This is a genomic window from Escherichia sp. KTE52 (assembly GCF_000408325.1).
In the GTDB taxonomy this organism is placed as follows: domain Bacteria; phylum Pseudomonadota; class Gammaproteobacteria; order Enterobacterales; family Enterobacteriaceae; genus Escherichia; species Escherichia marmotae.
On record NZ_KE138680.1, the window covers coordinates 1,017,312 to 1,041,815 of the forward strand.

The 24,504-nt window shown below is 48.4% G+C and carries 21 protein-coding genes and 1 pseudogene; 10 read left to right on the forward strand and 12 right to left on the reverse strand.

Annotation, left to right across the window (positions count from 1 at the left end):
- Nucleotides 1-163: 163 nt before the first annotated feature.
- The gene (locus A1SC_RS06805; RefSeq protein ID WP_001517346.1) at nt 164-1,060 is read left to right on the forward strand and encodes a sugar kinase; all 897 of its coding nucleotides are present in this window, start codon (nt 164-166) and stop codon (nt 1,058-1,060) included.
- A 39-nt stretch (nt 1,061-1,099) separates the two neighbouring features.
- Complete coding sequence (locus A1SC_RS06800; protein ID WP_016249352.1) at nt 1,100-1,888, forward strand: DeoR/GlpR family DNA-binding transcription regulator; 789 nt, start codon at nt 1,100-1,102, stop codon at nt 1,886-1,888.
- A 107-nt stretch (nt 1,889-1,995) separates the two neighbouring features.
- Here A1SC_RS06800 and A1SC_RS06795 read toward each other — a convergent pair whose 3' ends face one another.
- The 4 genes from A1SC_RS06795 to typA form a co-directional block, all read right to left on the reverse strand.
- Nucleotides 1,996-3,261, reverse strand: a complete 1,266-nt coding sequence (locus A1SC_RS06795; protein WP_016262672.1) for an MFS transporter — start codon at nt 3,259-3,261, stop codon at nt 1,996-1,998.
- 102 nt (nt 3,262-3,363) lie between these two features.
- Nucleotides 3,364-4,344: a sugar phosphate isomerase/epimerase family protein gene (locus tag A1SC_RS06790; protein WP_000256415.1), complete on the reverse strand. Its 981-nt coding sequence runs from the start codon at nt 4,342-4,344 to the stop codon at nt 3,364-3,366.
- A gap of 7 nt (nt 4,345-4,351) precedes the next feature.
- The gene (locus tag A1SC_RS06785; protein WP_016262673.1) at nt 4,352-5,062 is read right to left on the reverse strand and encodes a GntR family transcriptional regulator; all 711 of its coding nucleotides are present in this window, start codon (nt 5,060-5,062) and stop codon (nt 4,352-4,354) included.
- Nucleotides 5,063-5,279: 217 nt separating this feature from the next.
- Complete coding sequence (gene typA, locus A1SC_RS06780; protein ID WP_000570678.1) at nt 5,280-7,103, reverse strand: ribosome-dependent GTPase TypA; 1,824 nt, start codon at nt 7,101-7,103, stop codon at nt 5,280-5,282.
- Between the two features lie 372 nt (nt 7,104-7,475).
- Here typA and glnA point away from each other — a divergent pair, with 372 nt between their 5' ends.
- From glnA to A1SC_RS06760, 4 genes are all read left to right on the forward strand, one after another.
- On the forward strand, nt 7,476-8,885 hold the full coding sequence (gene glnA / locus A1SC_RS06775; RefSeq protein ID WP_001271717.1) for a glutamate--ammonia ligase: 1,410 nt from the start codon (nt 7,476-7,478) through the stop codon (nt 8,883-8,885).
- A gap of 173 nt (nt 8,886-9,058) precedes the next feature.
- Complete coding sequence (glnL, locus tag A1SC_RS06770) at nt 9,059-10,108, forward strand: nitrogen regulation protein NR(II) (RefSeq protein WP_001517349.1); 1,050 nt, start codon at nt 9,059-9,061, stop codon at nt 10,106-10,108.
- An 11-nt stretch (nt 10,109-10,119) separates the two neighbouring features.
- Nucleotides 10,120-11,529, forward strand: a complete 1,410-nt coding sequence (gene glnG, locus A1SC_RS06765) for a nitrogen regulation protein NR(I) (protein WP_001517350.1) — start codon at nt 10,120-10,122, stop codon at nt 11,527-11,529.
- Nucleotides 11,530-11,640: 111 nt separating this feature from the next.
- Nucleotides 11,641-11,751, forward strand: a complete 111-nt coding sequence (locus A1SC_RS06760) for a YshB family small membrane protein (RefSeq protein WP_001517351.1) — start codon at nt 11,641-11,643, stop codon at nt 11,749-11,751.
- Nucleotides 11,752-11,906: 155 nt separating this feature from the next.
- Here A1SC_RS06760 and hemN read toward each other — a convergent pair whose 3' ends face one another.
- From hemN to A1SC_RS24755, 3 genes and pseudogenes are all read right to left on the reverse strand, one after another.
- On the reverse strand, nt 11,907-13,280 hold the full coding sequence (gene hemN / locus A1SC_RS06755) for an oxygen-independent coproporphyrinogen III oxidase (RefSeq protein WP_016262674.1): 1,374 nt from the start codon (nt 13,278-13,280) through the stop codon (nt 11,907-11,909).
- 188 nt (nt 13,281-13,468) lie between these two features.
- Nucleotides 13,469-13,978 carry a Der GTPase-activating protein YihI gene (gene yihI, locus A1SC_RS06750; protein ID WP_001517353.1) on the reverse strand — a complete coding sequence of 170 codons (510 nt, stop codon included), beginning with the start codon at nt 13,976-13,978 and terminating at the stop codon, nt 13,469-13,471.
- 118 nt (nt 13,979-14,096) lie between these two features.
- Nucleotides 14,097-14,324 (reverse strand): annotated as a pseudogene (locus tag A1SC_RS24755) (hypothetical protein).
- 233 nt (nt 14,325-14,557) lie between these two features.
- On the opposite strand from A1SC_RS24755, the gene yihA reads away from it, so the two are divergent.
- On the forward strand, nt 14,558-15,190 hold the full coding sequence (yihA, locus tag A1SC_RS06745; protein ID WP_001517354.1) for a ribosome biogenesis GTP-binding protein YihA/YsxC: 633 nt from the start codon (nt 14,558-14,560) through the stop codon (nt 15,188-15,190).
- A gap of 399 nt (nt 15,191-15,589) precedes the next feature.
- On the opposite strand, the gene polA is transcribed toward yihA, so the two are convergent.
- Nucleotides 15,590-18,376, reverse strand: coding sequence for a DNA polymerase I (gene polA, locus A1SC_RS06740; protein WP_016262675.1), 2,787 nt, complete (start codon nt 18,374-18,376; stop codon nt 15,590-15,592).
- A gap of 363 nt (nt 18,377-18,739) precedes the next feature.
- On the opposite strand from polA, the gene A1SC_RS06735 reads away from it, so the two are divergent.
- Complete coding sequence (locus A1SC_RS06735) at nt 18,740-19,672, forward strand: acyltransferase (RefSeq protein ID WP_016262676.1); 933 nt, start codon at nt 18,740-18,742, stop codon at nt 19,670-19,672.
- A 40-nt stretch (nt 19,673-19,712) separates the two neighbouring features.
- On the opposite strand, the gene A1SC_RS06730 is transcribed toward A1SC_RS06735, so the two are convergent.
- The 4 genes from A1SC_RS06730 to A1SC_RS06715 all read right to left on the reverse strand — a co-directional run bounded on the left by A1SC_RS06730 (nt 19,713) and on the right by A1SC_RS06715 (nt 23,272).
- Nucleotides 19,713-21,143 (reverse strand): DUF945 family protein, encoded by a 1,431-nt coding sequence (locus A1SC_RS06730; protein ID WP_016262677.1) that lies wholly within the window; start codon nt 21,141-21,143, stop codon nt 19,713-19,715.
- 153 nt (nt 21,144-21,296) lie between these two features.
- Nucleotides 21,297-21,923, reverse strand: a complete 627-nt coding sequence (gene dsbA / locus A1SC_RS06725; protein ID WP_000725337.1) for a thiol:disulfide interchange protein DsbA — start codon at nt 21,921-21,923, stop codon at nt 21,297-21,299.
- Nucleotides 21,924-21,939: 16 nt separating this feature from the next.
- A complete protein-coding gene (gene srkA / locus A1SC_RS06720) occupies nt 21,940-22,926 on the reverse strand; it encodes a stress response kinase SrkA (protein WP_016262678.1) in 987 nt (328 codons plus the stop codon).
- A 76-nt stretch (nt 22,927-23,002) separates the two neighbouring features.
- Nucleotides 23,003-23,272: a YihD family protein gene (locus A1SC_RS06715; protein ID WP_001295263.1), complete on the reverse strand. Its 270-nt coding sequence runs from the start codon at nt 23,270-23,272 to the stop codon at nt 23,003-23,005.
- A 69-nt stretch (nt 23,273-23,341) separates the two neighbouring features.
- On the opposite strand from A1SC_RS06715, the gene mobA reads away from it, so the two are divergent.
- Nucleotides 23,342-23,926 carry a molybdenum cofactor guanylyltransferase MobA gene (mobA, locus tag A1SC_RS06710; RefSeq protein ID WP_016262679.1) on the forward strand — a complete coding sequence of 195 codons (585 nt, stop codon included), beginning with the start codon at nt 23,342-23,344 and terminating at the stop codon, nt 23,924-23,926.
- On the forward strand, nt 23,908-24,435 hold the full coding sequence (gene mobB, locus A1SC_RS06705) for a molybdopterin-guanine dinucleotide biosynthesis protein MobB (RefSeq protein ID WP_000907596.1): 528 nt from the start codon (nt 23,908-23,910) through the stop codon (nt 24,433-24,435). The genes mobA and mobB overlap by 19 nt, the downstream gene beginning before the upstream one ends.
- Nucleotides 24,436-24,504 lie beyond the last annotated feature (69 nt).

Genomic DNA, 24,504 nt, shown 5'->3' on the forward strand with positions numbered 1-24,504 from the left:
CCTGTCTGACATTGACAAAATAATGACAATTGAAAATTCGTTTTCGTCTGTTTTTGAGCATATTTGTAATTTATGTTCAAAAACACGACACGCATCACTAATTTGATCATTTGTGTCATTTAAATTGACCAAAGACGACAAAATTAAACAGGACAAGACAAATATGACCAGAATTGCATGTGTGGGTATCACTGTTCAGGACAGGATTTATTCTTTGCCCTGTCTGCCAGAGGGCGGCGGGAAATATCAGGCAAATCATTATCTTGAGATTGGTGGTGGCCCGGCGGCAACAGCCGCTGTTGCAATAGCAAAACTCGGCGTGGAGGTTGATTTCATCGGTCGCGTCGGCGATGACAGTTGTGGAAATACCTTACTTGCAGAACTTGAGAGTTGGGGCGTCAATACGGCATTTTGCCGCCGATATCTTAATGCCCGTTCGTCGCAATCAGCGATCCTCGTTGATCAGCATGGCGAACGGATTATCGTTAATTATCCAAGCCCCGATCTCGATACTGATGCCGAATGGTTAGAAGCGATCGATTTCTCTCGTTATGATCTGGTTCTGGCCGATGTTCGCTGGCATAGCGGCACTGAAAAAGCATTCTCGCAAGCGCGCCTTGCGGGCGTGACAACGCTTTTAGACGCCGATATGACACCGCAGGATATTTCTCCACTTGTCGCGCTTGCCGACCATGCTGTGTTCTCAACGCCAGGGCTGAAACGTATGACCGGCCTTCAGTCACCTGAAGAAGGCTTGTACCAGGCAGCCACACAAACAGCAGGTAAAGTGTATGTCACGCTGGGTTCTGAAGGATCGTTGTGGATTGAAGATGATCATTTGTGTCAACAGGAGGCATTTTCTGTCAATGTGGTTGATACCACTGGAGCAGGCGATGTTTTTCACGGCGCACTCGCGGTAGCGTTAGCAGAAAAAATGCCCACAAAAGAGGCTATTCGTTTTGCCAGTGCGGTTGCCGCGATGAAATGTACCCAGGCTGGCGGTCGGGCTGGCATTCCTAATCGTGAGCAAACCGAATCATTTTTGTCACTTTATGCGTAAAATGGTAAACATCTACCGAGGAGGGGCAAGGGAGTATTCATGAGTATCATCGAAGTGACAGGTAATCCACGCCATGACCAACTCGTTCATCTAATCGCAGAACGCGGTTATATGAATATTGAAGAACTGGCACAACTGCTGGATGTTTCAACGCAAACCGTGCGCCGGGATATCCGAAAACTAAGCGAGCAGGGGTTGATCACCCGTCATCATGGAGGGGCTGGGCGCGTCTCCAGCGTCATGAATACCGCTTTTGAGCAACGGGAACTTTCGCTCACCGCCGAGAAACGGGCGATCGCTGAGGCGGTCGCTGATTACCTTCCCGAACGCTGTACCGTCTTTATCACCATCGGTACTACGGTCGAAGCCGTTGCCAGGGCATTACTCAACCGCCGTGATTTACGCATTATCACTAACAGCCTACGTGTAGCACAGATTCTTTATAAGAATCAGGATATTGAAGTGATGGTGCCGGGAGGCACTTTACGCGCCCATAACGGCGGGATCATCGGCCCCGGAGCTGTGGATTTTATTGAAGGTTTCCGCGCAGACTATTTAATCACCAGTATTGGTGCCATTGAGCATGATGGCACCCTGCTGGAATTTGATGTCAATGAAGCGTTAGTCGCGAGAACGATGATTAAACATGCGCGGAATACATTGCTAGTGGCAGATCATACTAAGTTTGCCGCGTCTGCTGCCGTTTCAATTGGCAATGCACGAAATGTCAGAGCATTTTTTACTGATGCTCCACCGCCCAATTCTTTCTGCCAGTTATTAAGCGAAGAGAATGTCGAACTGGTGGTTGCCGAGCAAGAAGTATTCTGAAATTGAAATTTCGAAAAATCCGCTGGAGATTTCAGCGGATTTTGTTTTGCCGGATGCGATGGTTGATACGGTTTTCATTGGCCGGATTAAACACATCCGGCCATTAATTAAGCTTCAGCCGCCAGCATCTCTTTCTTACGTTGGCTAATACGCTTAACCAGCATTACGGAAACCACCGCACCGCAGAATGCGAAGCAGGCCATAATGCCAAACACGATTTTGTAGCCAATAATCCCCGGATTTAAATCCAGAATGTAGCCATACAGACTGAAGCAGAACATCGCCGGGGCGTAACCAATAAAGCTACCCAACGCCATCGCCGCGCCTGTTTTATTTTCAGCAATTTTTGCTTCGCCGATAGGTGCAAAAAATACGGCTCGCTGTGTAAAGACTATCGCACCAAAGCCCAGCGTACATGCCATCCCTAAATATACCGACATACTTTCGTGCGGCAGCATAATCAACATTATGAGTGCCGCGGTGCTGATGATAAAGGTGTAGCACAGATATTTACTCGGTGATTTCAGGATCTTATCTGAAATCATGCCGCCAATAGGCCCACCGATCATCTTCAGACAATATTGATTTATGATGCCGTAAGCCCCCACCAGCGCAACGGGCAGCAGATAGATGTTTTTCAGGAATGGGATGAAGAACGTCAGGCCACAGTAAACCGCGTAAACGAAGAAGACGTTGAAAGCGATAAGCCAGATTGTTTTGTCTTTCAGCACCGAGCTCATACTGGTATTTTGCGATGCTTCGTCTTCTTTTTTCACCTCAACGGAAGGTGCCTCTTCTTTGTCATTCAGTACAAAGAAAATGATAATGCCCACGGCAATCACAATAAGGGAATAAAACCAGATACCCGCTTTAAAGCCCAATAAGCCACTACCAAACCAGGTAAATACTGCCAGCGCAGAAAATGCCACCACGGTATCGACAATGCCACGTCCTGTTTCGAAGAAACCAAACAACCGGCCTTGTTGTTCGCTATTGCCCAGCCGACTTACCGACTTGAGCAAAACAGGCCAGTTCATCATGTCGCAAGTAACGCCAAATAGCGCCCAGACAAAGAGGATGCCCCAATACCCCGGCATTGTCGTCAAATAAACTCCCAGTAATCCCGTAGCAATGAGTGAGAATGACATGGTGTATCTGCGCGGTAGTTTATCGGCAAAATAAATAGACAGAAAAAAACCCACTGTCGTGACAAATGAGTTTACTGACATGGCATTACCAATTTGGCCATTGGTCAAATTGAAATACTCCTGCATCGGGATATAAAACGCATCTTTTAACGACGGTAATTTATAAATTGTACCGCCACACAGTGTTAATAGACTAAATAACGCCCATTTCTTTTTTGTGAGCATAACATCCCCTAAGCGATTTTTAAAATCACTGTTTTAAAGGCAATAAGATACCGACCATTCTTATAGAATGGTTTTTATTAACTGCGGATGAGTTAAAACTTATTAGTGGTTCAGAAGATGGCTTGCCTCTTGCTTGATTTGTTGTAGTACGTTACGCACATGATATATCTGATTAATTGCATCTTCTTTTTCTTTACGTAACCGCGCATCCAGCAAATGCTTTTCTGGCAATGGTGTTTCACTCATCTGGCGATATGGGATCCACGGATTATCATCTTCGTCTTCAAAGCGGAACGCCGGAGCATAATAATCAACCTCTTCTTCCAGGCCATATGCCGTCACCTGCGGTTCATCATCACCCAGGCAGATAAGGTGCGTTAATAACTCTTTGAACGGCATATCTCCCTGACCTGAAATACAGGCTTTATGCCCCAGACCACTCTGTTCTTTAACGATCAATGCATCTTTGATATGCACCTGAGTAATATGCGGTGCCATCGTTTTTAAGGCGTCCATGGGATGCTCATTTGCATTGATCATGTTCGCAAAATCAAACAGTAAGGAAAGAGACTCCATCTCACTTTCTTTGACCAACGATACCAGCTCATGGCTTTTCAAATCTTCATGCTGTTCGATCGTAAAGGTCAGGCCGCTGTCCTGATACGCTTCCCGCACATAAGCAATATCGTTAGCGATGATCGATAATACATCGCGCAAATTACCTTCATAACGCGGATAAAAACGCACGGACGATGCCCCGGTTTTCAGTGCGATGGCGACGGCTTCGTCAATAGATGCTTTATCTGAGGCACTGGTTTCAATATGAATATCAAGGTTCAGACGGCGAGCTTTATCGCCAAAGGCAGAGAGTTCTTTATCTGCCATATTACCCAGAGAAAAACGTTCTCCATCCAGAACATGAATTTTGACGCCTCGCAGATTATTTTCACTCGCTATATCAAGTAAATCAGTCGGCAATACTCTTTCCAGCCGCATATTTAAATGAAAAGCATAGGCATGTAAATAAAGAGGAAGAGTATCGACACGTTGTAGAATCTTTCTTGCGTTATTTATTGTCACCATAAAACACCTACAGATTAATGATGAGGTCTACAGCCTCAAATCGCCAATATTCAATATCTATCTGGACAATATTCCCTTGCTGGTCGGCACGATGTTTTTCAATTAAGATCGCTGGCATACCCGCAGAACCGCCAAGATATTTGCTGATATCGCCAGGCATTCTGATGGGTTTGAAAATCAATTTTTTTACTACCGTCTCTTTTTGGTAGCATTTTTCCCAGACTGAAGAAAATGAATGGTTTTCAAGTTGCTCAATAAAACCAGGGGCAACTTCAGGATTAATATACGTCTCGTGATAGAAAACTTTATGCCCTTCCAGCGCCCCCCAACCGGTAATGCGATAGAGTTCGGTTGACGGCGTTACTGTAATCAGTGGCATGAGCGTCTCGGGAATATCGCTGATACGACTTTTCTCGGTAAATCCCCAGGAAGGTTCCCGCCCTTGTTCAATTGCAGCCCGTTGAAAGCTAGCCGACAGTTCCGGGCTGTAATTAAAACGCGGCTGAGTAACGAACCAACCTTTACGATCCTTACGGAAGATTTTGGATTCTGCCTCGAGGTTCAGCAACGCCTGGCGCAGCGTCATACGTTTAATACCCAGCAACTCTCCCAACTCTCTTTCTGAAGGGAGTTTTCCACCCGGCGTGGTGATGCCATCTTTTAACCACCGATCCAGTTTCTCTTTTGCATTTTCTACGGTGGATTGGTTTCCGGCCATTGTTTAATCCTTTTGGTTTAAACCAGATGAAGCATCTTACGCTTACGCCAAAAAAGAAAGCAATTAACGGCGTGTGACTTTGCAGATAATTGTGACAAAGCTCTCTATTGCTGTAGTCACAGACTTACAAGGGAGATACTCGCACTGGTGAGAACTTACAACAGGCAAAAAAAAAACCTGCCATCGCTGGCAGGTTTTTCACGACTAAAAAGAGAAATTAATCTTCTTTCGGACCACGGTTAGCGCGGCGACGATCGTTTTCCGTCAGGTGACGTTTACGAATACGGATAGAGGTCGGAGTGACTTCTACCAGTTCGTCATCATCGATGAACTCCAGTGCTTGTTCCAGAGTCATGCGGATAGGCGGAACCAGAACAACGGCTTCATCAGTACCGGAAGCACGCATGTTGGTCAGTTTCTTACCGGTCAGGCAGTTTACAGTCAGGTCGTTAGAGCGGCTGTGAATACCGATAATCTGACCTTCATAAACTTCTGCACCGTGACCGAGGAACAGCTTACCGCGATCCTGCAGACCGAACAGCGCGAACGCTACCGCTTTACCCTGACCGTTAGAGATCAGTACGCCGTTCTGACGCTGACCCACTTCACCCGGACGCACATCGTCGTAGTGGCTGAAGGTGGAGTACAGCAGACCAGTACCGGAAGTCATGGTCATGAACTCTGAACGGAAGCCAATCAGACCACGGCTTGGGATCACGTAGTCGAGACGTACGCGGCCTTTACCGTCTGGATTCATGTTTTTCAGCTCGCCTTTACGTTCGCCCAGCGCCTGCATTACAGAACCCTGATGCTGTTCTTCAACGTCCAGAGTCACGTTTTCGAACGGCTCTTGTTTACGACCGTCGATTTCACGGAAGATGACTTTCGGACGGGATACCGCCAGTTCGAAACCTTCACGACGCATGTTTTCGATAAGAACAGACAGGTGCAGTTCGCCACGACCAGAAACGCGGAACGCATCGGCGTCTTCGGTTTCTTCTACGCGCAGCGCAACGTTGTGTACCAGTTCTTTGTTCAGACGATCCAGAATCTGACGAGACGTTACGAACTTACCTTCTTTACCGCAGAACGGAGAGGTGTTAACGCAGAAGAACATAGAAACGGTCGGCTCATCAACGGAGAGTGCCGGCAGCGCTTCAACGTTTTGCGTGTCGCAAACGGTGTCAGAAATGTTCAGTTCACCAAGGCCAGTGATTGCCACGATATCGCCAGCTTCCGCCAGATCGGTTTCGATACGTTCCAGACCAAGGTGGCCCAGCACTTTACCAACTTTCGCGTTACGGGTTTTGCCTTCACTATCGATGATAGTAACCTGCTGGTTCGGCTTCACTTTACCGCGCTTGATGCGACCAATGCCGATAACACCAACATAGCTGTTGTAATCGAGCTGAGAAATCTGCATCTGGAACGGACCGTCAAGGTCTACGTCCGGTGCAGGAACGTGGTCGATAATCGCCTGATACAGCGGGGTCATATCTTCCGCCATATTTTCGTGGTCCAGACCCGCGATACCGTTCAGCGCAGAAGCATAAACGATCGGGAAGTCCAGTTGCTCGTCGGTCGCATCGAGGTTAACGAACAGGTCGAATACCTGATCAACAACCCAGTCAGGACGCGCGCCAGGGCGGTCAACTTTGTTGATTACCACAATCGGCTTCAGGCCGTAAGCAAACGCTTTTTTGGTTACGAAGCGCGTTTGCGGCATCGGGCCGTCAAATGCGTCAACCACCAGCAGCACTGAATCTACCATGGACATTACACGTTCAACTTCACCACCGAAGTCGGCGTGCCCCGGGGTATCAACGATGTTGATACGGTAATCATTCCATTTGATAGCGGTGTTTTTCGCGAGGATGGTAATCCCACGCTCTTTCTCCAAATCGTTGGAGTCCATCACGCGCTCTTGGGTTTCGGCACGAGAGTCGAACGTACCGGATTGTTGGAGCAGCTTATCTACCAGGGTGGTTTTACCATGGTCGACGTGCGCGATGATGGCGATGTTACGCAATTTTTCGATCACAACTTTGCCTCAGGCATTAGAAATAGCGCGTTATTGTACACGGATTAATCGCACTACAAAACAGGATCACAAACATCCTCCGCAAACAAGTATTGCAGAGTCCCTTTGTGATCGCTTTCACGGAGCATAAAAAGGGTTATCCAAAGGTCATTGCACCAACATGGTGCTTAATGTTTCCATTGAAGCACTATATTGGTGCAACATTCGCATCATGGTGCAGCCCTTTTGCACGATGGTAAGCATGATAACGCCTTTTAGGGGCAATTTAAAAGTTGGCACAGATTTCGCTTTATCTTTTTTACGGCGACACGGCCCAATTAATTGCAGATTTCGTTACCACGACGACAATGACCAATCCAGGAGAGTTAAAGTATGTCCGCTGAACACGTACTGACGATGCTGAACGAGCACGAAGTGAAGTTTGTTGATTTGCGCTTCACCGACACCAAAGGTAAAGAACAGCACGTCACTATCCCTGCTCATCAGGTGAATGCTGAATTCTTCGAAGAAGGCAAAATGTTTGACGGCTCCTCGATTGGCGGCTGGAAAGGCATTAACGAATCCGACATGGTGCTGATGCCAGACGCATCCACCGCAGTGATTGACCCGTTCTTCGCGGACTCTACCCTGATTATCCGTTGCGATATCCTCGAACCAGGCACTCTGCAAGGCTATGACCGTGACCCACGCTCTATTGCTAAGCGCGCTGAAGATTACCTGCGTTCCACTGGCATTGCCGACACTGTACTGTTCGGGCCAGAGCCAGAATTCTTCCTGTTCGATGATATTCGTTTCGGCTCTTCTATCTCCGGTTCTCACGTCGCTATCGACGATATCGAAGGCGCATGGAACTCTTCCACCCAATATGAAGGTGGTAACAAAGGTCACCGTCCTGCAGTGAAAGGCGGTTACTTCCCGGTTCCGCCGGTAGACTCTGCTCAGGACATCCGTTCTGAAATGTGTCTGGTAATGGAACAGATGGGCCTGGTGGTTGAAGCACATCACCACGAAGTGGCAACCGCAGGTCAGAACGAAGTGGCAACCCGCTTCAATACCATGACCAAAAAAGCCGACGAAATTCAGATCTACAAATATGTCGTCCACAACGTGGCGCATCGTTTCGGTAAAACGGCGACCTTTATGCCGAAACCGATGTTCGGTGATAACGGCTCCGGTATGCACTGCCACATGTCACTGTCTAAAAACGGCGTCAACCTGTTCGCAGGCGACAAATACGCTGGTCTGTCTGAGCAGGCGTTGTACTACATTGGCGGTGTAATCAAACACGCGAAAGCGATTAACGCGCTGGCAAACCCGACCACCAACTCTTACAAGCGACTGGTTCCGGGCTACGAAGCACCGGTAATGCTGGCTTACTCTGCGCGTAACCGGTCTGCATCTATCCGTATTCCGGTGGTATCTTCTCCGAAAGCGCGTCGTATCGAAGTGCGTTTCCCGGACCCGGCAGCTAACCCGTACCTGTGCTTTGCTGCCCTGCTGATGGCGGGTCTGGATGGCATCAAGAACAAGATCCACCCGGGCGAAGCAATGGACAAAAACCTGTATGACCTGCCGCCAGAAGAAGCGAAAGAGATCCCGCAGGTTGCAGGCTCTCTGGAAGAAGCACTGAACGAGCTGGATCTGGACCGCGAATTCCTGAAAGCCGGTGGCGTGTTCACTGATGAAGCGATCGATGCGTACATCGCTCTGCGTCGCGAAGAAGATGACCGCGTACGTATGACTCCGCACCCGGTAGAGTTTGAGCTGTACTACAGCGTCTAATAGTTGAAGTAGTCATACCCGGCGCACAAACGCCGGGGTTTTAGTTGCCGTGGAAATTTCAGCCCATCTCTGCATGGGCTTTTTTCTCCGAAACTTCTCTGATGCTTCGCGCTTTTTATCCGTAAAAAGCTATAATGCACTAAAATGGTGCAACCTGTTCAGGAGACTGCTTTATGGCAACAGGCACGCAGCCCGATGCTGGGCAGATCCTCAACTCTCTGATTAACAGTATTTTGTTAATTGACGACAACCTGGCGATCCATTACGCCAACCCCGCCGCGCAACAACTGCTCGCCCAAAGTTCCCGTAAATTGTTTGGTACGCCGTTACCGGAACTGTTGAGCTACTTCTCGCTAAATATCGGTCTGATGCAAGAAAGTCTGGAGGCGGGGCAAGGTTTTACCGATAACGAAGTGACGCTGGTGATTGACGGGCGCTCGCATATTCTTTCTGTGACGGCCCAGCGTATGCCGGACGGCATGATCCTGCTGGAGATGACACCGATGGATAACCAGCGTCGCTTAAGCCAGGAGCAGCTACAGCACGCCCAGCAAGTTGCTGCCCGCGATTTGGTCCGCGGCCTGGCACATGAGATCAAAAATCCACTTGGCGGCTTACGAGGTGCGGCGCAGTTACTCAGCAAAGCGTTGCCCGATCCGTCTCTGCTGGAATATACCAAAGTGATTATCGAGCAGGCGGACAGACTGCGAAATCTGGTCGACCGTCTGTTGGGGCCGCAACTACCAGGCACACACGTCACCGAAAGCATTCACAAAGTGGCAGAGCGCGTGGTGACGCTGGTGTCGATGGAATTACCGAACAATGTACGGTTGATTCGTGATTACGACCCCAGCCTGCCAGAACTGGCGCACGATCCGGATCAGATTGAGCAAGTACTGCTGAATATTGTGCGCAATGCGTTACAAGCGCTGGGGCCGGAGGGCGGTGAAATTATTCTGCGTACCCGCACCGCGTTTCAACTGACCTTGCATGGCGAACGCTATCGGCTGGCAGCACGAATTGATGTGGAAGATAACGGGCCTGGTATTCCGCCCCATTTGCAGGATACGCTGTTTTATCCGATGGTCAGCGGTCGCGAAGGCGGCACCGGGCTTGGTTTATCCATTGCCCGTAACTTGATTGATCAGCATTCAGGCAAAATTGAATTTACCAGTTGGCCGGGTCATACCGAGTTCTCGGTTTACCTGCCTATCAGGAAATAAAGGTGACGTTTATGCAACGAGGGATAGTCTGGGTAGTCGATGACGATAGTTCCATCCGTTGGGTGCTTGAACGTGCGCTCGCTGGAGCGGGTTTAACCTGCACGGCATTTGAGAACGGTGCCGAGGTGCTGGAGGCGCTGGCAAGCAAAACGCCGGATGTACTGCTTTCAGATATCCGTATGCCCGGAATGGACGGGCTGGCGTTGCTCAAGCAAATTAAACAGCGTCATCCGATGCTTCCGGTCATCATTATGACCGCACATTCCGATCTGGATGCCGCCGTTAGCGCCTATCAACAAGGGGCGTTTGATTATCTGCCCAAACCGTTTGATATCGACGAAGCCGTGGCGCTGGTTGAGCGAGCCATCAGCCATTACCAGGAACAGCAGCAACCGCGCAATATTCAGCTTAACGGACCAACAACCGATATTATTGGCGAAGCGCCTGCCATGCAGGATGTGTTCCGTATTATTGGCCGTCTCTCACGTTCTTCTATTAGCGTGTTGATCAATGGCGAATCCGGCACAGGTAAAGAGCTGGTCGCTCATGCCCTGCATCGCCATAGCCCGCGCGCCAAAGCGCCGTTTATCGCGCTGAATATGGCGGCTATCCCGAAAGATTTGATCGAATCAGAACTGTTTGGTCACGAGAAAGGCGCGTTTACCGGTGCCAATACCGTTCGTCAGGGCCGTTTTGAACAGGCCGATGGGGGCACGTTATTCCTTGATGAAATTGGCGATATGCCGCTGGATGTGCAGACACGGTTACTGCGCGTGCTGGCAGACGGTCAGTTTTACCGCGTTGGCGGCTATGCGCCGGTGAAAGTGGATGTGCGTATTATCGCTGCGACTCACCAGAACCTGGAACTGCGTGTGCAGGAAGGCAAGTTCCGTGAGGATCTGTTCCACCGCCTGAACGTTATCCGTGTTCATCTGCCGCCACTGCGCGAGCGTCGGGAGGATATTCCCCGTCTGGCACGTCATTTTCTGCAAGTTGCCGCGCGTGAGCTGGGTGTAGAAGCGAAGTTACTGCACCCGGAGACAGAAGCCGCCCTGACGCGTCTTGCATGGCCGGGGAACGTGCGTCAGCTAGAAAATACCTGCCGCTGGCTAACGGTGATGGCCGCCGGACAGGAAGTGTTGATTCAGGATTTGCCTGGCGAACTGTTTGAATCAACCGTAGCGGAAAGCCCTTCCACAATGCAGCCGGACAGTTGGGCAACGCTGTTAGCGCAATGGGCCGATCGGGCGCTGCGTTCCGGTCATCAAAACTTACTTTCTGAAGCGCAACCTGAGCTGGAGCGGACATTGCTGACCACCGCATTGCGACATACGCAGGGGCATAAACAAGAAGCGGCGAGACTGCTTGGTTGGGGACGTAACACACTGACACGTAAGTTAAAAGAGTTGGGAATGGAGTGACTCAGGCTTGCTGTGTAAAGATTGATTATTGAGCGCAAATTGCTGTTATTTTGCGCTTTACTGTTCCGATAAGTTCAGTATGATCTTGCCCGGAAAACGGGGAGAGTCATTATGTTAGAATCAATAATTAATCTGCTATCGAGTGGCGCAGTTAGCAGCCACGCGCCGCAAACTGCCGTTGCTGCCGTGCTGTGTGCCGCGATGATTGGGCTGTTTAGCTGAAACTCGTTGTTCATGCCGGATGCGGCGTGAACGCTTTATCCGGCATACAAAAACAGGTTTTGTTGGCCTGATAAGCGTAGCGCATCAGGCAGTTTTGTTCTCAGTCAATTGATGGCGCTTTCGTTTATCACCGTTGTAAACGAAGCGCCATTCAACTAAATCACCCGCGAGAACTGCTGCATTCGCGCTTTCTGGCGCAAATAAGTATCAAAGCACATGCAAATGTTGCGGATCAGCAAACGACCTTTCGCTGTCACCTGAATTCCCTTCTCATCGACATCCACCAGCCCGTCTTTTGCTAATGGGGCGAGCAGCTTGAGGTCTTCCGCAAAATAATCAGCGAAGTTTAAATCCCACTGCTGTTCAACGGGGGCGTAATCCAGACGGAAGTTGCAGATCAGCGACTTAATTACATCACGGCGAATACAGTCATCGCGCGTTAACGCAATACCGCGCCACAGCACATTGCCTTGCTCATCTACCTGCTGATAGTAACGCTTCAGCTCTTTCTGGTTCTGCGCATAGCAATCGCCAATCATACTGATGGCAGAGACGCCCATTCCCAGCAGATCGGTATCGCCCTGGGTGGTGTAACCCTGGAAGTTGCGATGCAGCACGCCTTCACGCTGGGCCTCCGCCAGCTCATCATCCGGGCGGGCAAAGTGATCCATACCAATGAACTGATAACCCGATTGCGTCAGGAAGGCGATGGTTTCCTGCAGGATATCCAGTTTTTGCTGCGGACTCGGCAGGTCAGCATCTTTGATTTTACGTTGAGCAGCAAAAATGGTCGGCAGATGCGCGTAGTTAAAGACGCTCAGACGATCAGGGTTCAGTTCCGCCACGCGTTTCAGGGTAAAAGCGAAACTCTCCGGCGTCTGTTTCGGCAGGCCGTAAATGAGGTCAATGTTGGTGGAGGTAAAGCCGATCTCACGCGCATGGTTAAGCAGGGCAAAGATGAACTCTTCATCCTGCTCACGGTTGACCAGACGTTGCACTTCTTTGTTGAAGTCCTGCACACCCATGCTCAGGCGGTTAAAGCCTTCGGCACGTAAATGATCGAGGACATCCAGTTCAATTTCACGCGGATCAACTTCGATCGAGATTTCCGCATCAGTATTAAACTGGAAGTTTTCCCGCAACAGATTCATCAGACGGCTAATTTGCTCTTTGTTCAGGTACGTCGGCGTACCGCCACCCCAGTGCAACTGGCTGACTTTACGTCCGGCAAACAGTGGCGCACGATGAACGATTTCTTGCTCCAGCGCGTCCAGGTATTGGTCGGCTTTATGCTGCTGGCGAGTCACAATTTTATTGCAGCCACAGAAATAGCAAAGCTTGTGGCAGAACGGGATATGCACGTAGAGAGATAAGGGACGCTCAGGGTAGCGCGCCACGGCTTGTAAAAACGCCTGTTCACCGAAGTCTTCTGAAAACTCCAGCGCGGTCGGGTACGAGGTGTATCGTGGCCCGGAATAGTTATATTTCTGGATCAGGGCCAGGTCCCAGTCGATTTGCTGTACAGACATGCTCACTCCTTCCGATGGCGTCTCTGGCGGCTACGGCGTACCGGCTGATGTCCGTTTTGGGTCATCAACCGGTTGCGCAGCCACTTTTGTCGCCGCGACAACCGCTGTAGTTTAACGAATAACCACACCAGATAACATATAACCGGAAGGGTTATCAGCAGAACGGGAAGGCCCACAGTGGCAACCCGTTAGTTGCCTCGCAACAGACGCATCATGTCTTCTTGCTTCTCGTCTTCTTCCTCTTCTTCATCGTCGTCATAAGAGAGTCCGAGTTTCTGCATCAGCTCATCAATTCGATCCAGTTTAGCATCAACCCAGGATTGCTCTTCGGCACTCAGGGTTTCGCCCGCTTCCAGACGTTCCAGCAGCGCATCCAGACGCTCATCCGTTTCCAGTAACTCCAACTCCGCCTGCGGTGAAAGCATAGGTTTCTCACTCTTCGGTTTGTGCTGTTTGGTGACTTTTTCAGTCACACCCAATGGAATAGGGGTTTTACTGCCAATGCGTGGATCTTTCGGTGCGTTCTGGCCTTTACTGCCCGATGTAGCGCTACCGCCCGCTGCACGACTGCCTGGCGCATGACCACGACGTTTTTTCTGACGCTTGCGGTCACGAGCTTCCTGATCCAGCTCTTCGCGTGTTTTTCGACGCGCTTTTGCGTGACCTTTGCTGCGTGAGTTTGAAGATGATGGTTTCATAATAGTTCGTCTTTTAGCCGTTTTATTCAGTATAGATTTGCGGCGGAATCTAACAGAAAGCAAGCAAAGAAAAAAGGCGACAGATTACTCTGTCGCCTTTTTTCCTGACTCATAACCCTTAACGGGTCTTACAATCCTTGCAGGCCGCCAACACACCCTGTTTTTCCATTAGCCAGAACATTCCGTGTTGATTCCATTTCCGTTTAATTACGTCTCCGGACGTTTGTCTTCCTGACAATCCTCTGTCTTCGCCTCCTGGCGCTCCTGACCCTCATCCTGAGTCATCTTCCTGTTAGCGTCCTCGCTCTATGGGTGCTACTTTACGCTTCTGCACCAAACAAACAATAAACTATCATCAGTATTTACTCATTTTCAGATTATTGTATAAAACTAATCACCTGATTTCTTTGACCTATTTGACATGCATCGCAGAATTTTCTCTACGATTTCGCATAAAAATGATCGGCAATATCTCACAAAGCATATGGTTTTTACTTACACCACTCCCCCGAAAAATCCGTCTTTTATTGTGGTTCAGGTATAATCGCCGCAACGCTTTGACTGATGGAGACGACCGCTTTGACTAATTTGAATTACCAACAGACGCATTTTGTGATGAGTGCGCCTGATATTCGCCACTTACCTTCCGATACCGGAATCGAAGTGGCTTTTGCAGGCCGTTCCAACGCAGGGAAATCCAGCGCGCTGAACACGCTGACTAACCAGAAAAGCCTGGCGCGTACCTCGAAAACGCCAGGACGCACCCAGCTTATCAACCTGTTTGAAGTGGCTGACGGCAAACGTCTGGTCGATTTGCCGGGCTATGGCTACGCAGAAGTTCCGGAAGAGATGAAGCGTAAATGGCAGCGCGCATTAGGGGAATACCTGGAAAAACGTCAGAGCCTGCAAGGCCTGGTGGTACTGATGGATATTCGCCATCCGCTGAAAGATCTGGATCAGCAGATGATTGAGTGGGCGGTAGACAGCAATATCGCCGTGTTGGTGCTACTGACCAAAGCGGACAAACTGGCAAGCGGTGCACGTAAAGCGCAATTGAATATGGTGCGTGAAGCGGTGCTGGCGTTTAACGGTGATGTGCAGGTAGAGACATTCTCTTCTCTGAAGAAGCAAGGTGTGGATAAGCTGCGTCAGAAGCTGGATACCTGGTTTAGCGAGATGCAGCCTGTCGAAGAGGCGCAGAGCGGCGAATAATTTTCTTGCCCTTGTGCTGGTGCCGGATGCGGTATAAACGCCTTATCCGGCCTTTAAAGTGAAGAAAATTCAATAAGTTGTTATTCACAATAAACCTGATAAGCGTAGCGAATCAGACAATACAGATATTTTCTTTCGTGCAATAAAAAACGCCCCAGTCATTACTGACTGGGGCGGCTAAAAAATTCAGCCAAATCCGATTACGTGAAGTAAAAGGTCTGAAAGATAGAACATCTTACCTCTGTACCCTACGCGAGTAACTTTACTCTTTTTTGTTCAGTTCAGAAAGCACTTTTTGTAATTTTTTTTCAGTTGTTGCATAGGAATTTCTAATAGTCATCACAAAATGTGGCGAGTTATGTTGCTTACTTACGAAAAAAAGGCTTGCTCAGGCGAATCTTAGTGCGCCTGATCCCAGTTTTCGCCACTTCCCACTTCCACCAGCAACGGCACATCCAGACGGGTACAGTTTTCCATCAACTGATGTATTTTCTTCGCTACCACATCGAGATCATCTTTATGAACTTCAAACACCAGTTCATCGTGTACCTGCATAATCATACGCACACGCGGTTGCTCGGCCTGGAGCCACGCATCAACGGCAATCATCGCCCGCTTGATGATATCGGCCGCGGTGCCCTGCATTGGCGCGTTAATTGCTGCACGTTCTGCCGCGGCACGGCGCGCACCATTGCTGGACTTAATATCCGGCAAATAGAGGCGGCGTCCGTCCAGCGTTTCAACGTAACCCTGTTCTTTCGCCTGGGCGCGGGTGCGTTCCATATACTCCAACACGCCTGGATAGCGTTCAAAGTAGAGATCCATGTACTTCTGCGCTTCTTTACGCGGAATGTTCAATTGCCGCGCCAGACCGAAAGCACTCATGCCATAAATCAGACCAAAGTTGATCGCTTTCGCGCTACGACGTTGCTCGCTGGTGACGGTTTCCAGTGGCAAACCAAACACTTCTGCCGCCGTTGCACGGTGGATATCTTTTCCTTCCGCGAATGCGGTCAGCAAGCCTTTGTCACGCGAGAGATGCGCCATAATGCGCAGTTCAATCTGCGAGTAGTCCGCTGAGACAATCACATAATCCTCTGGCGCAATAAACGCCTGGCGGATACGGCGACCTTCTTCGTTACGCACCGGAATGTTTTGCAGGTTAGGATCGGTTGACGATAAACGTCCCGTTGCGGTTACTGCCTGGTGATAAGAGGTATGTACACGCCCGGTTTTCGGGTTGATCATCAACGGCAGCTTGTCGGTGTAGGTCGATTTCAGCTTCGCCAGACCACGATACTCCAGAATCACTTTTGGCAACGGATAGTCCAGTGCCAGTTCTTCCAGTACCTCTTCCGACGTTGACGGCGCGCCACCCGGCGTTTTCTTCAGCGGTTTAATCCCCTGTTTTTCAAACAGAATGGTTTGTAACTGCTTGGTGGAAGAAAGGTTAAATTCTTCACCTGCAATTTCATGCGCTTTCTTTTCCAGCTCAGCCAGACGCAAGGTGAGCTCTTCAGAGTGATTGTGCAGCACTTTCGGATCGATCTTCACACCGTTACGTTCAATGCGTGAAAGCACCGGCACCAGCGGCATTTCGATATTCTCGAAGACGTTCAACGGCCCTTTGTGTTTTTGCAGATCCGGCCACATTTTCAGATGCAACTGCAAGGTGACATCTGCATCTTCGGCGGCGTAACGTCCGGCTTCTTCGAGGGCAATCTGGTTAAAGGTCAGTTGATTTTTGCCTTTACCCGCAATCTCTTCAAAAGTGATGGTTTTGTGCTTCAACCAACGTTCCGCGAGGCTGTCCATATCGTGACGCCCGGCAACGCTATTGAGAATGTAGGACTCCAGCATGGTATCAAACGCAATCCCACGTAGTTCAATGCCGTAGTTCGCCAGAATACCGCGATCGTATTTCAGGTTTTGCCCGACCTTCAGCGCCTTCTCATCTTCCAGCAGTGGTTTCAGCAGTTCGAGGGCGCGCTCGCGAGAGATCTGGTCGGGAGCATCGAGATAATCATGAGCAACCGGTACATACGCCGCCACACCTGGCTCGATGGCGAAAGATAGCCCCACCAGGTTGGCAGAGACGTTATCGAGGCTGTCGGTTTCGGTGTCAAAAGCAAATACCGGCGCTTTTTCCAGCTTCGTAATCCATTCTTTCAGCGTATTTTCATCAAGGATGGTGACGTAATTGTCGTAAGAAATCACCGTCGCAGTCACTTCCGGCATTTCGTCGACAACAATGGTTTCCTGCGACTTTGTGGCCGGTTTCGCCCCTTTGGCCTGTAACCACTTGCCTGCTTCAACATCGGCAACCCAGCGTTTGAATTCATACTTTTTAAACAGCCCTAACAACTCTTCAGCCGCCGGTTGCTGCACTTCCAGTTGTTCACAGGTCAGCTCCAGCTCAACATCAGTTTTAATCGTCGCTAACTGGTAAGAAAGATATGCTACCTCTTTATTTTGCTCGAGCTTCGCCGCCATTGTTTTCGCACCGCGGAAGCTTAGGCCAGCAATTTTTTCCGGCTCAGCATACAGCGTATCCAGCCCACCAAGACCTTGCAGCAGTGCCTGCGCGGTTTTTTCACCCACGCCCGGTACGCCAGGGATGTTATCTGAAGAGTCGCCCATCAGCGCGAGGAAGTCGATAATCAGTTCCGGCGGTACACCGTACTTATTCACGACCTCTTCCGGGCCAAGGATCGTATTCGTCATGGTATTGATGAGAGTGATATTTGGCGTTACCAGTTGCGCCATATCTTTATCACCGGTGCTGATCAGTACCGGGCGACCGGCTTTTTCTGCTTCGCGTGCCAGAGTGCCGATAACATCGTCTGCTTCTACGCCAGAAACGGCCAGCAGCGGCAAGCCCATCGCTTTAACCATTGCATGCAGAGGCTCGATTTGCACTCGTAGATCATCCGGCATTGGCGGGCGATGTGATTTGTAATGTTCAAACAGTTCATCACGAAAGGTTTTTCCCTTGGCGTCAAAGACCACCGCTGCATGCGTCGGTTTATATTGCAAGATCAGACTGCGCAGCATGTTGAGGACACCATACATCGCACCAGTCGGCTCGCCTGCGCTGTTGGTCAGCGGCGGAAACGCGTGATATGCGCGATAAAGATAAGATGAACCATCTACAAGGATAAGTGGGTTTTGGGGGATCTGAACCATAATGTCCGTGCCTGTTTATCAGATTATGGGTAAAGGATGCCACAGACGGGATAAAAACATGAGTTTTTCACCGCTTTTCGTGAAAATCTTTTGTAGATCTTCTGGATCGCTCGCTAATCCCCATGTGGATAACTTTGTGCATAAATTATTTACATCGCTTTTAATTTATTCTCATGCTTTTTACAGCATAATATTTATCGTTTACTTTCATGAAGTTAAAAATATCCCCTCAACGAACAATTGAGAAAAAGGGATTTTTTATAATGTGGATAGATATGATTTATTTTTCTATTTAAGGATCATCCGTTATTTGGATCGTTTTCTGCTAAAATCTGCGCCTTGCGCTTCTTTCGCGCACTGTCTATGGCTAACTTTTTGAATAAATTAATTATGACGAGAATACTCGCTACGATAACCCTTTTGCTGAGTATCGTATTGACCATTTTGGTCACCATTTTTTGTTCTATCCCGATCATCATTGCCGGGATCGTAAAACTGTTGTTACCTGTACCAGTAATTTGGCGAAAGGTTTCACGCTTTTGTGATTTTATGATGTATTGCTGGTGTGAAGGATTGGCGTGTTTGCTGCACCTTAACCCACACCTGCAATGGGAAGTTCACGGGCTGGAGGGGTTAAGTAAAAAGAACTGGTATCTACTTATTTGTAATCATCGTAGCTGGGCAGATATTGTCGTACTGTGCGTGCTGTTTCGTAAGCACATTCCGATGAATAAATATTTCCTCAAACAGCAACTTGCCTGGGTGCCTTTTCTTGGCCTGGCGTGTTGGGCACTGGATATGCCGTTTATGAAGCGTTATTCCCGCGCTTATTTATTACGTCATCCGGAGCGGCGTGGTAAAGATGTTGAAACCACTCGGCGCTCATGCGAGAAGTTTCGTCGGCATCCCACCACTATTGTGAATTTTGTTGAAGGCTCCCGTTTCACGCAAGAGAAACATCAAAAAACCCATTCGGCATTTCAAAATCTTCTGCCGCCAAAAGCTGCCGGTATTGCGATGGCACTGAATGTGCTGGGTAAACAATTCGATAAATTACTCAACGTTACGCTGTGTTATCCGGACAATAATCGCCAACCATTCTTCGATATGTTAAGTGGCAAACTGACACGAATTGTCGTGCATGTGGATTTACAGCCCATTGCTGAAGAGTTGCATGGCGACTATATCAATGACAAAGGTTTTAAACGCCATTTTCAGCAGTGGCTGAACTCACTGTGGCAGGAAAAAGACCGGCTTCTGACATCTCTGATGTCATCACAGCATCAGAATAAGTAAGTTTTACTCGCCTCTGTATTAGCAGAGGCGAGGCATCATTTTAATGAATAAAACGCCCTGCACGAGACATAAATTCTTCTTCACTCATCTCCTGCCCATTGAAAACAACTTTACCTGGCATATAACGCAGTTGCAGTGAGGCGATATTGTTATCAATGGTGATTAACTGAAACATCTTACCTAACGCCATCATTCCGCTAATTTGTTTATCAGCCCGCCTCTGGGCTTTTTCAGCATCCATTCCTTCAGATAAATTAATTTGCTTTGATATTTCAGTGACGACATTAAGCGGTAAAGTCACGTCAAAATTGAGTGATTTAATATCTTTATTTGTGGCCGATGATGATTTAGCAGGATCAGCAATACTGATATCCAGATTAGCGTTAAGTTCTCCGACTGTATTTTTCCAACTAATCGGTAATTTAATAACCGGTTCACTTTTTTGTAATAGCGGTAAAGACTCTTTGAACAACGCAGCATTCACTTCTTCTTGCGCATTTTTATCGTTAGCTAACTCAGGGTGTGCTGCATACTGCTTCTTCATCGCAATATTGTACTGAATGATAAATTGACGAACTGCCGTTGGGTCGATAGATTCAGCAATCAGCGACCATTGACCACTACCTAGCGCCTGATTTCCTTTGGTTAATTTCTCAATACCATAAGTCAGATTAGCATTGATAAAGTCTTTATCTTTAACACGCTCAAGCGTTGTCCTGGCTATGAATGCATCAATTTTGGCAACCTCTTCACCACGATTGATAATGCTGACCTGATTAAATTTTGACTCATTTTCACCAATCGGAAATTTATTTCCTTCCAGTCTTGTCAGGGAGTTCACAGTAAAGGTTTTTGCTATTACTTTATTCATCGGCGATAAGTTCAGAGTGATATCTTCGACTTTTCCTTCAATATTCAGGTTAGACAATGAACTATTATCGCCGCTAAAAGTAAACTGGCCTTCACCAAAGGATACCTGACCATACTCTGCAGGAGCAACATCTAATATCGTAGAGAATGAGCCACCAAATGCGAATCGCAATGATGCTTCGACGGGCGATTTATCTTTCGCAGCGATAAATAGCGACTGTGTCAGTTCATTATTCACTAATTTCACTTTTGCAGCCGCCAGAGCAGGGATGACATTACCATGCATTAACATCGTGATGGGAAACGGGCCGTGCTCAACATCCACATCAAATGCAACTTTCTGGCCTGGTTTGATATTGAGATCTGGAGCTCCGTTATCAAATGTAATTAGCATTTGAAAATGGGAATTAAAAAAACCTTTTTCAAAGTTTTCATAGCTTGCCGTCATCTCGTAGGCATGTTCACCTTTCTTTTTCCCATCGTTAAAATCTTTAATAAATTTTTCGACACCCGGCTGAATTTGCGTGCCAGTGTACCATGTACCACCACTCCAGATAACGGCTAACGCAATAATTACACCCGTAGCTGACTTACGTATCATATAGATATTCCCTGATAAAACAGCAAAAGTTTGAATATCCACTTATGATGAAATAATGTCCAGCAACTGGACGCATTATCAGAAAGTATTTATATTTATTTAAAAATAAAAAAGCCCGCGAGTATTCACGGGCCTTATGTAATTCACAATGAATTATTTTTTCTCAGACAGATATTTCACTGTGTCAGCATATTGCTGAACGAAAACATCCATATTGCTGGTATCCATACCCTGCGGGTTCAACTGATATTTACCGTTAACAAACATCGCCGGAACGCCACGCAATTGCACATCTGCGGCCGCTTTTTCTTGCTGTGCGACCAGAGATTTAACGACAAAACTGTTCCACGCCGCGTCGTACTCTTCACCTTTAATACCTGCGTTGATAAATACATCGCGGATATCAGATGCAGAGCGAATGGTCTGAGTTTTCTGTACGCCTTCAAACAGCGGAACAGTAACTTTGTCTTCTACACCCAGCGCCATCGCCACTGCCCAGGCCTGAGTCAGATCTTTGCCCAGGTCTCCACCCATGAAGTTGACGTGGTATTTGGTCATCTTCACGCCTTCCGGCAGTTTTTTCTTCACGTTATCAGAAATATGCAGAACTTCTTCAAACTGATAGCAGTGCGGGCAGAAGAAAGAGAAAAACTCCAGCACTTGCGGCGCGCCAGCAACCGGTTTTTCCAAGGTGGTGTACTGTTTACCATCTTCATACTGCGCCGCCGATGCGCTAAACGCTAAAACCAAACCAGCCAGCGCCAGCCAAATCTTTTTCATTGTCTACTCTCTCCGATTAATACATAGGTGTTAATTGTAAAGGGGGTTCTTGTAGAACTTTTACCTGTTCTATAAAAGTCGCCGTCTGTCGCAGCCAGTAATCTTCCCCGGTTAACCACGGGAAATTTTTCGGGAACGCGGGATCAGCCCAACGCCGCATCAGCCAGGCAAGATAATAAACCAAACGCATGGCGCGTAAAGGTTCAATCAGTCCGATTTCAGCGGTGTCGAACTCGCTAAATTCTTCATAAGCTTCAATAATAGTTTCCAATTGCATCCGCTGCTCGGCTTTATCGCCATTGAGTAACATCCACAGATCCTGTACCGCTGGGCCATTGCGCGCATCATCCAGATCGACAAACATCGGACCATCGCGCCAAAGAATATTTCCAGCGTGGCAGTCTCCATGTAGCCGCAGAACGGTGAAATCTTCCCGCCAATGCGCTGTAACAGCGGCAATCAGTTGATCTGTCGCTTTCAGGAATGCGGTCTTCAACCCGGAAGGTATTAGTGTGGCGTCCTCAAACAGCTTACGTGGCTCAGTAAGATATTCATTCAGGCCAATAGTCGGACGATGGATAAAAAGCTGTTTATGCCCCGTCTGGTGCATCCGCCCCAGATAGCGCCCCACCGCTTCCATCTGATCAATATTGTCGGCTTCGAATTGACGACCACCGACGCTTGGAAAAACAGCGTAATAAAATCCCTGATGATTCAATAAAGTTTGACCGTTATAGGCTAACGGCGCGGCGACTGGAGCTTCGTCGTTTACCAGTTGTAACGCAAATTGATGTTCTTCGAGGATTTGGTCGGCTGTCCAACGTTCAGGACGATAAAATTTAACGACGAAGCGTCGACGCTCTTCGTCCTGAAATTGATAGACTCGGTTTTCATAGCTGTTAAGTGGGGTAAGACCGGAATCCACCCGGATCCCTTGCTCAAACAGAGCGTCCATGATGGTGTCCGGGTGTAGTGTCTGGAAAGTAAAAGCGCTGTTGTTCATCCCATCATCCGGAAAACATTACGAATGATGAAGGATATCATTTCACGATGATTTTGTTGGTGCTGCTTACAAGCTTTTACTCTTTAATTACGCCACGTGCGCGTAACAGCGCCGTTTTGAAATCTTCTTCATAATCTTTCTGCAAACCCGGGATCACCGCATCTTTTGCGGAATCGCGCATTTTCAGGTGGTAGATTAGAATGTCATCCGTCAAATCCGCCAGTTCGCCGTCAAAACCTGACTCTTTCGCCAATTTCTGCAAAAATTGCAGCAGGTTAAGGTCTGGCTCTTTTTGCCAGGCTGGCTGGAGGAGTTCAATAACTTCATTCAGACGTTTACATTTCATAGTGATGCTCCTTACTCTTGAGACAGACACGTTAGCAGGGTCAATCCCACAATAAAAGAGGCGATATCGGTGAATCTGATGACGACGATAACAGGCGTGGTGCTGGCAGGCGGTAAAGCCCGACGCATGGGCGGCGTAGATAAAGGATTACTTGAATTAAACGGCAAACCGCTGTGGCGGCATGTCGCTGACGCGCTAATGACGCAGTTATCTCACGTTGTGGTTAATGCCAATCGCCATCAGGAAATCTACCGATTAAGCGGTCTGAAAGTAATTGAGGATTCACTGGCAGATTACCCAGGCCCTCTGGCGGGAATGCTTTCAGTAATGCAGCAAGAAGCTGATGAGTGGTTTCTGTTTTGTCCGTGTGATACGCCTTATATCCCCCAGGATTTAGCCTCCCGACTTTATCATCAGCGAAAAGATGCATCTGTAGTGTGGGTCCATGACGGCGAGCGGGATCATCCAACTATTGCCCTGGTAAATCGCACTATTGAGCCATTATTGCAGGAATATCTGCATTCCGGAGAGCGCCGGGTGATGGCCTTTATGAATCTTGCTGGCGGTCATGCTGTTGATTTCAGCGATCGTAAAGAGGCATTTGTTAACGTGAATACGCCAGAGGAGCTTGCCCGATGGCAGGAAAGACAATAATCCCTTTACTCGCCTTTGCCGCATGGAGTGGCACCGGCAAAACCACACTGTTAAAAAAACTTATTCCGGTATTGTGCGCACGAGGGATCCGTCCGGGTCTTATTAAGCATACGCATCATGATATGGATGTTGATAAGCCGGGCAAAGATAGCTATGAGCTACGCAAGGCCGGAGCGGCACAAACCATCGTTGCCAGCCAGCAGCGTTGGGCTTTGATGACAGAAACCCCAAACGCAGAAGAACTGGATTTGCATTTTCTCGCAAGCCGGATGGATGACTCAAAGCTGGATTTGATTCTGGTTGAAGGGTTCAAACATGAAGAGATCGCGAAGATTGTGCTGTTTCGCGATGGGGCCGGACATCGACCGGAAGAGTTGGTGATAGACAGGCATGTCATTGCTGTGGCCAGCGATATACCGCTTAATGTTGATGTCGCGTTACTGGACATTAATGATATTGAGGGGCTGGCTGATTTTGTTGTTGGGTGGATGAGTCAGCAGGCTGAATAAGCAGGAGTAGGTCGGATAAGACGTGGCAAACGTTGCATCCGGCATTTTTTCCGCACCAGCGCAAAAAGG

What these genes read in the sequence shown, in the direction of transcription:
- dsbA (WP_000725337.1), bottom strand. Translation starts at nt 21,923, where the DNA reads ATGAAAAAGATTTGGCTGGCGCTGGCTGGTTTGGTTTTAGCGTTTAGC.
- A1SC_RS06800 (WP_016249352.1), top strand. Translation starts at nt 1,100, where the DNA reads ATGAGTATCATCGAAGTGACAGGTAATCCACGCCATGACCAACTCGTT.
- A1SC_RS06760 (WP_001517351.1), top strand. Translation starts at nt 11,641, where the DNA reads ATGTTAGAATCAATAATTAATCTGCTATCGAGTGGCGCAGTTAGCAGC.
- glnA (WP_001271717.1), top strand. Translation starts at nt 7,476, where the DNA reads ATGTCCGCTGAACACGTACTGACGATGCTGAACGAGCACGAAGTGAAG.
- A1SC_RS06785 (WP_016262673.1), bottom strand. Translation starts at nt 5,062, where the DNA reads ATGGCCGGAAACCAATCCACCGTAGAAAATGCAAAAGAGAAACTGGAT.
- A1SC_RS06790 (WP_000256415.1), bottom strand. Translation starts at nt 4,344, where the DNA reads ATGGTGACAATAAATAACGCAAGAAAGATTCTACAACGTGTCGATACT.
- mobB (WP_000907596.1), top strand. Translation starts at nt 23,908, where the DNA reads ATGGCAGGAAAGACAATAATCCCTTTACTCGCCTTTGCCGCATGGAGT.
- glnG (WP_001517350.1), top strand. Translation starts at nt 10,120, where the DNA reads ATGCAACGAGGGATAGTCTGGGTAGTCGATGACGATAGTTCCATCCGT.
- hemN (WP_016262674.1), bottom strand. Translation starts at nt 13,280, where the DNA reads ATGTCTGTACAGCAAATCGACTGGGACCTGGCCCTGATCCAGAAATAT.
- A1SC_RS06795 (WP_016262672.1), bottom strand. Translation starts at nt 3,261, where the DNA reads ATGCTCACAAAAAAGAAATGGGCGTTATTTAGTCTATTAACACTGTGT.
- A1SC_RS06735 (WP_016262676.1), top strand. Translation starts at nt 18,740, where the DNA reads ATGGCTAACTTTTTGAATAAATTAATTATGACGAGAATACTCGCTACG.
- yihI (WP_001517353.1), bottom strand. Translation starts at nt 13,978, where the DNA reads ATGAAACCATCATCTTCAAACTCACGCAGCAAAGGTCACGCAAAAGCG.
- A1SC_RS06805 (WP_001517346.1), top strand. Translation starts at nt 164, where the DNA reads ATGACCAGAATTGCATGTGTGGGTATCACTGTTCAGGACAGGATTTAT.
- glnL (WP_001517349.1), top strand. Translation starts at nt 9,059, where the DNA reads ATGGCAACAGGCACGCAGCCCGATGCTGGGCAGATCCTCAACTCTCTG.
- srkA (WP_016262678.1), bottom strand. Translation starts at nt 22,926, where the DNA reads ATGAACAACAGCGCTTTTACTTTCCAGACACTACACCCGGACACCATC.
- A1SC_RS06730 (WP_016262677.1), bottom strand. Translation starts at nt 21,143, where the DNA reads ATGATACGTAAGTCAGCTACGGGTGTAATTATTGCGTTAGCCGTTATC.
- A1SC_RS06715 (WP_001295263.1), bottom strand. Translation starts at nt 23,272, where the DNA reads ATGAAATGTAAACGTCTGAATGAAGTTATTGAACTCCTCCAGCCAGCC.
- polA (WP_016262675.1), bottom strand. Translation starts at nt 18,376, where the DNA reads ATGGTTCAGATCCCCCAAAACCCACTTATCCTTGTAGATGGTTCATCT.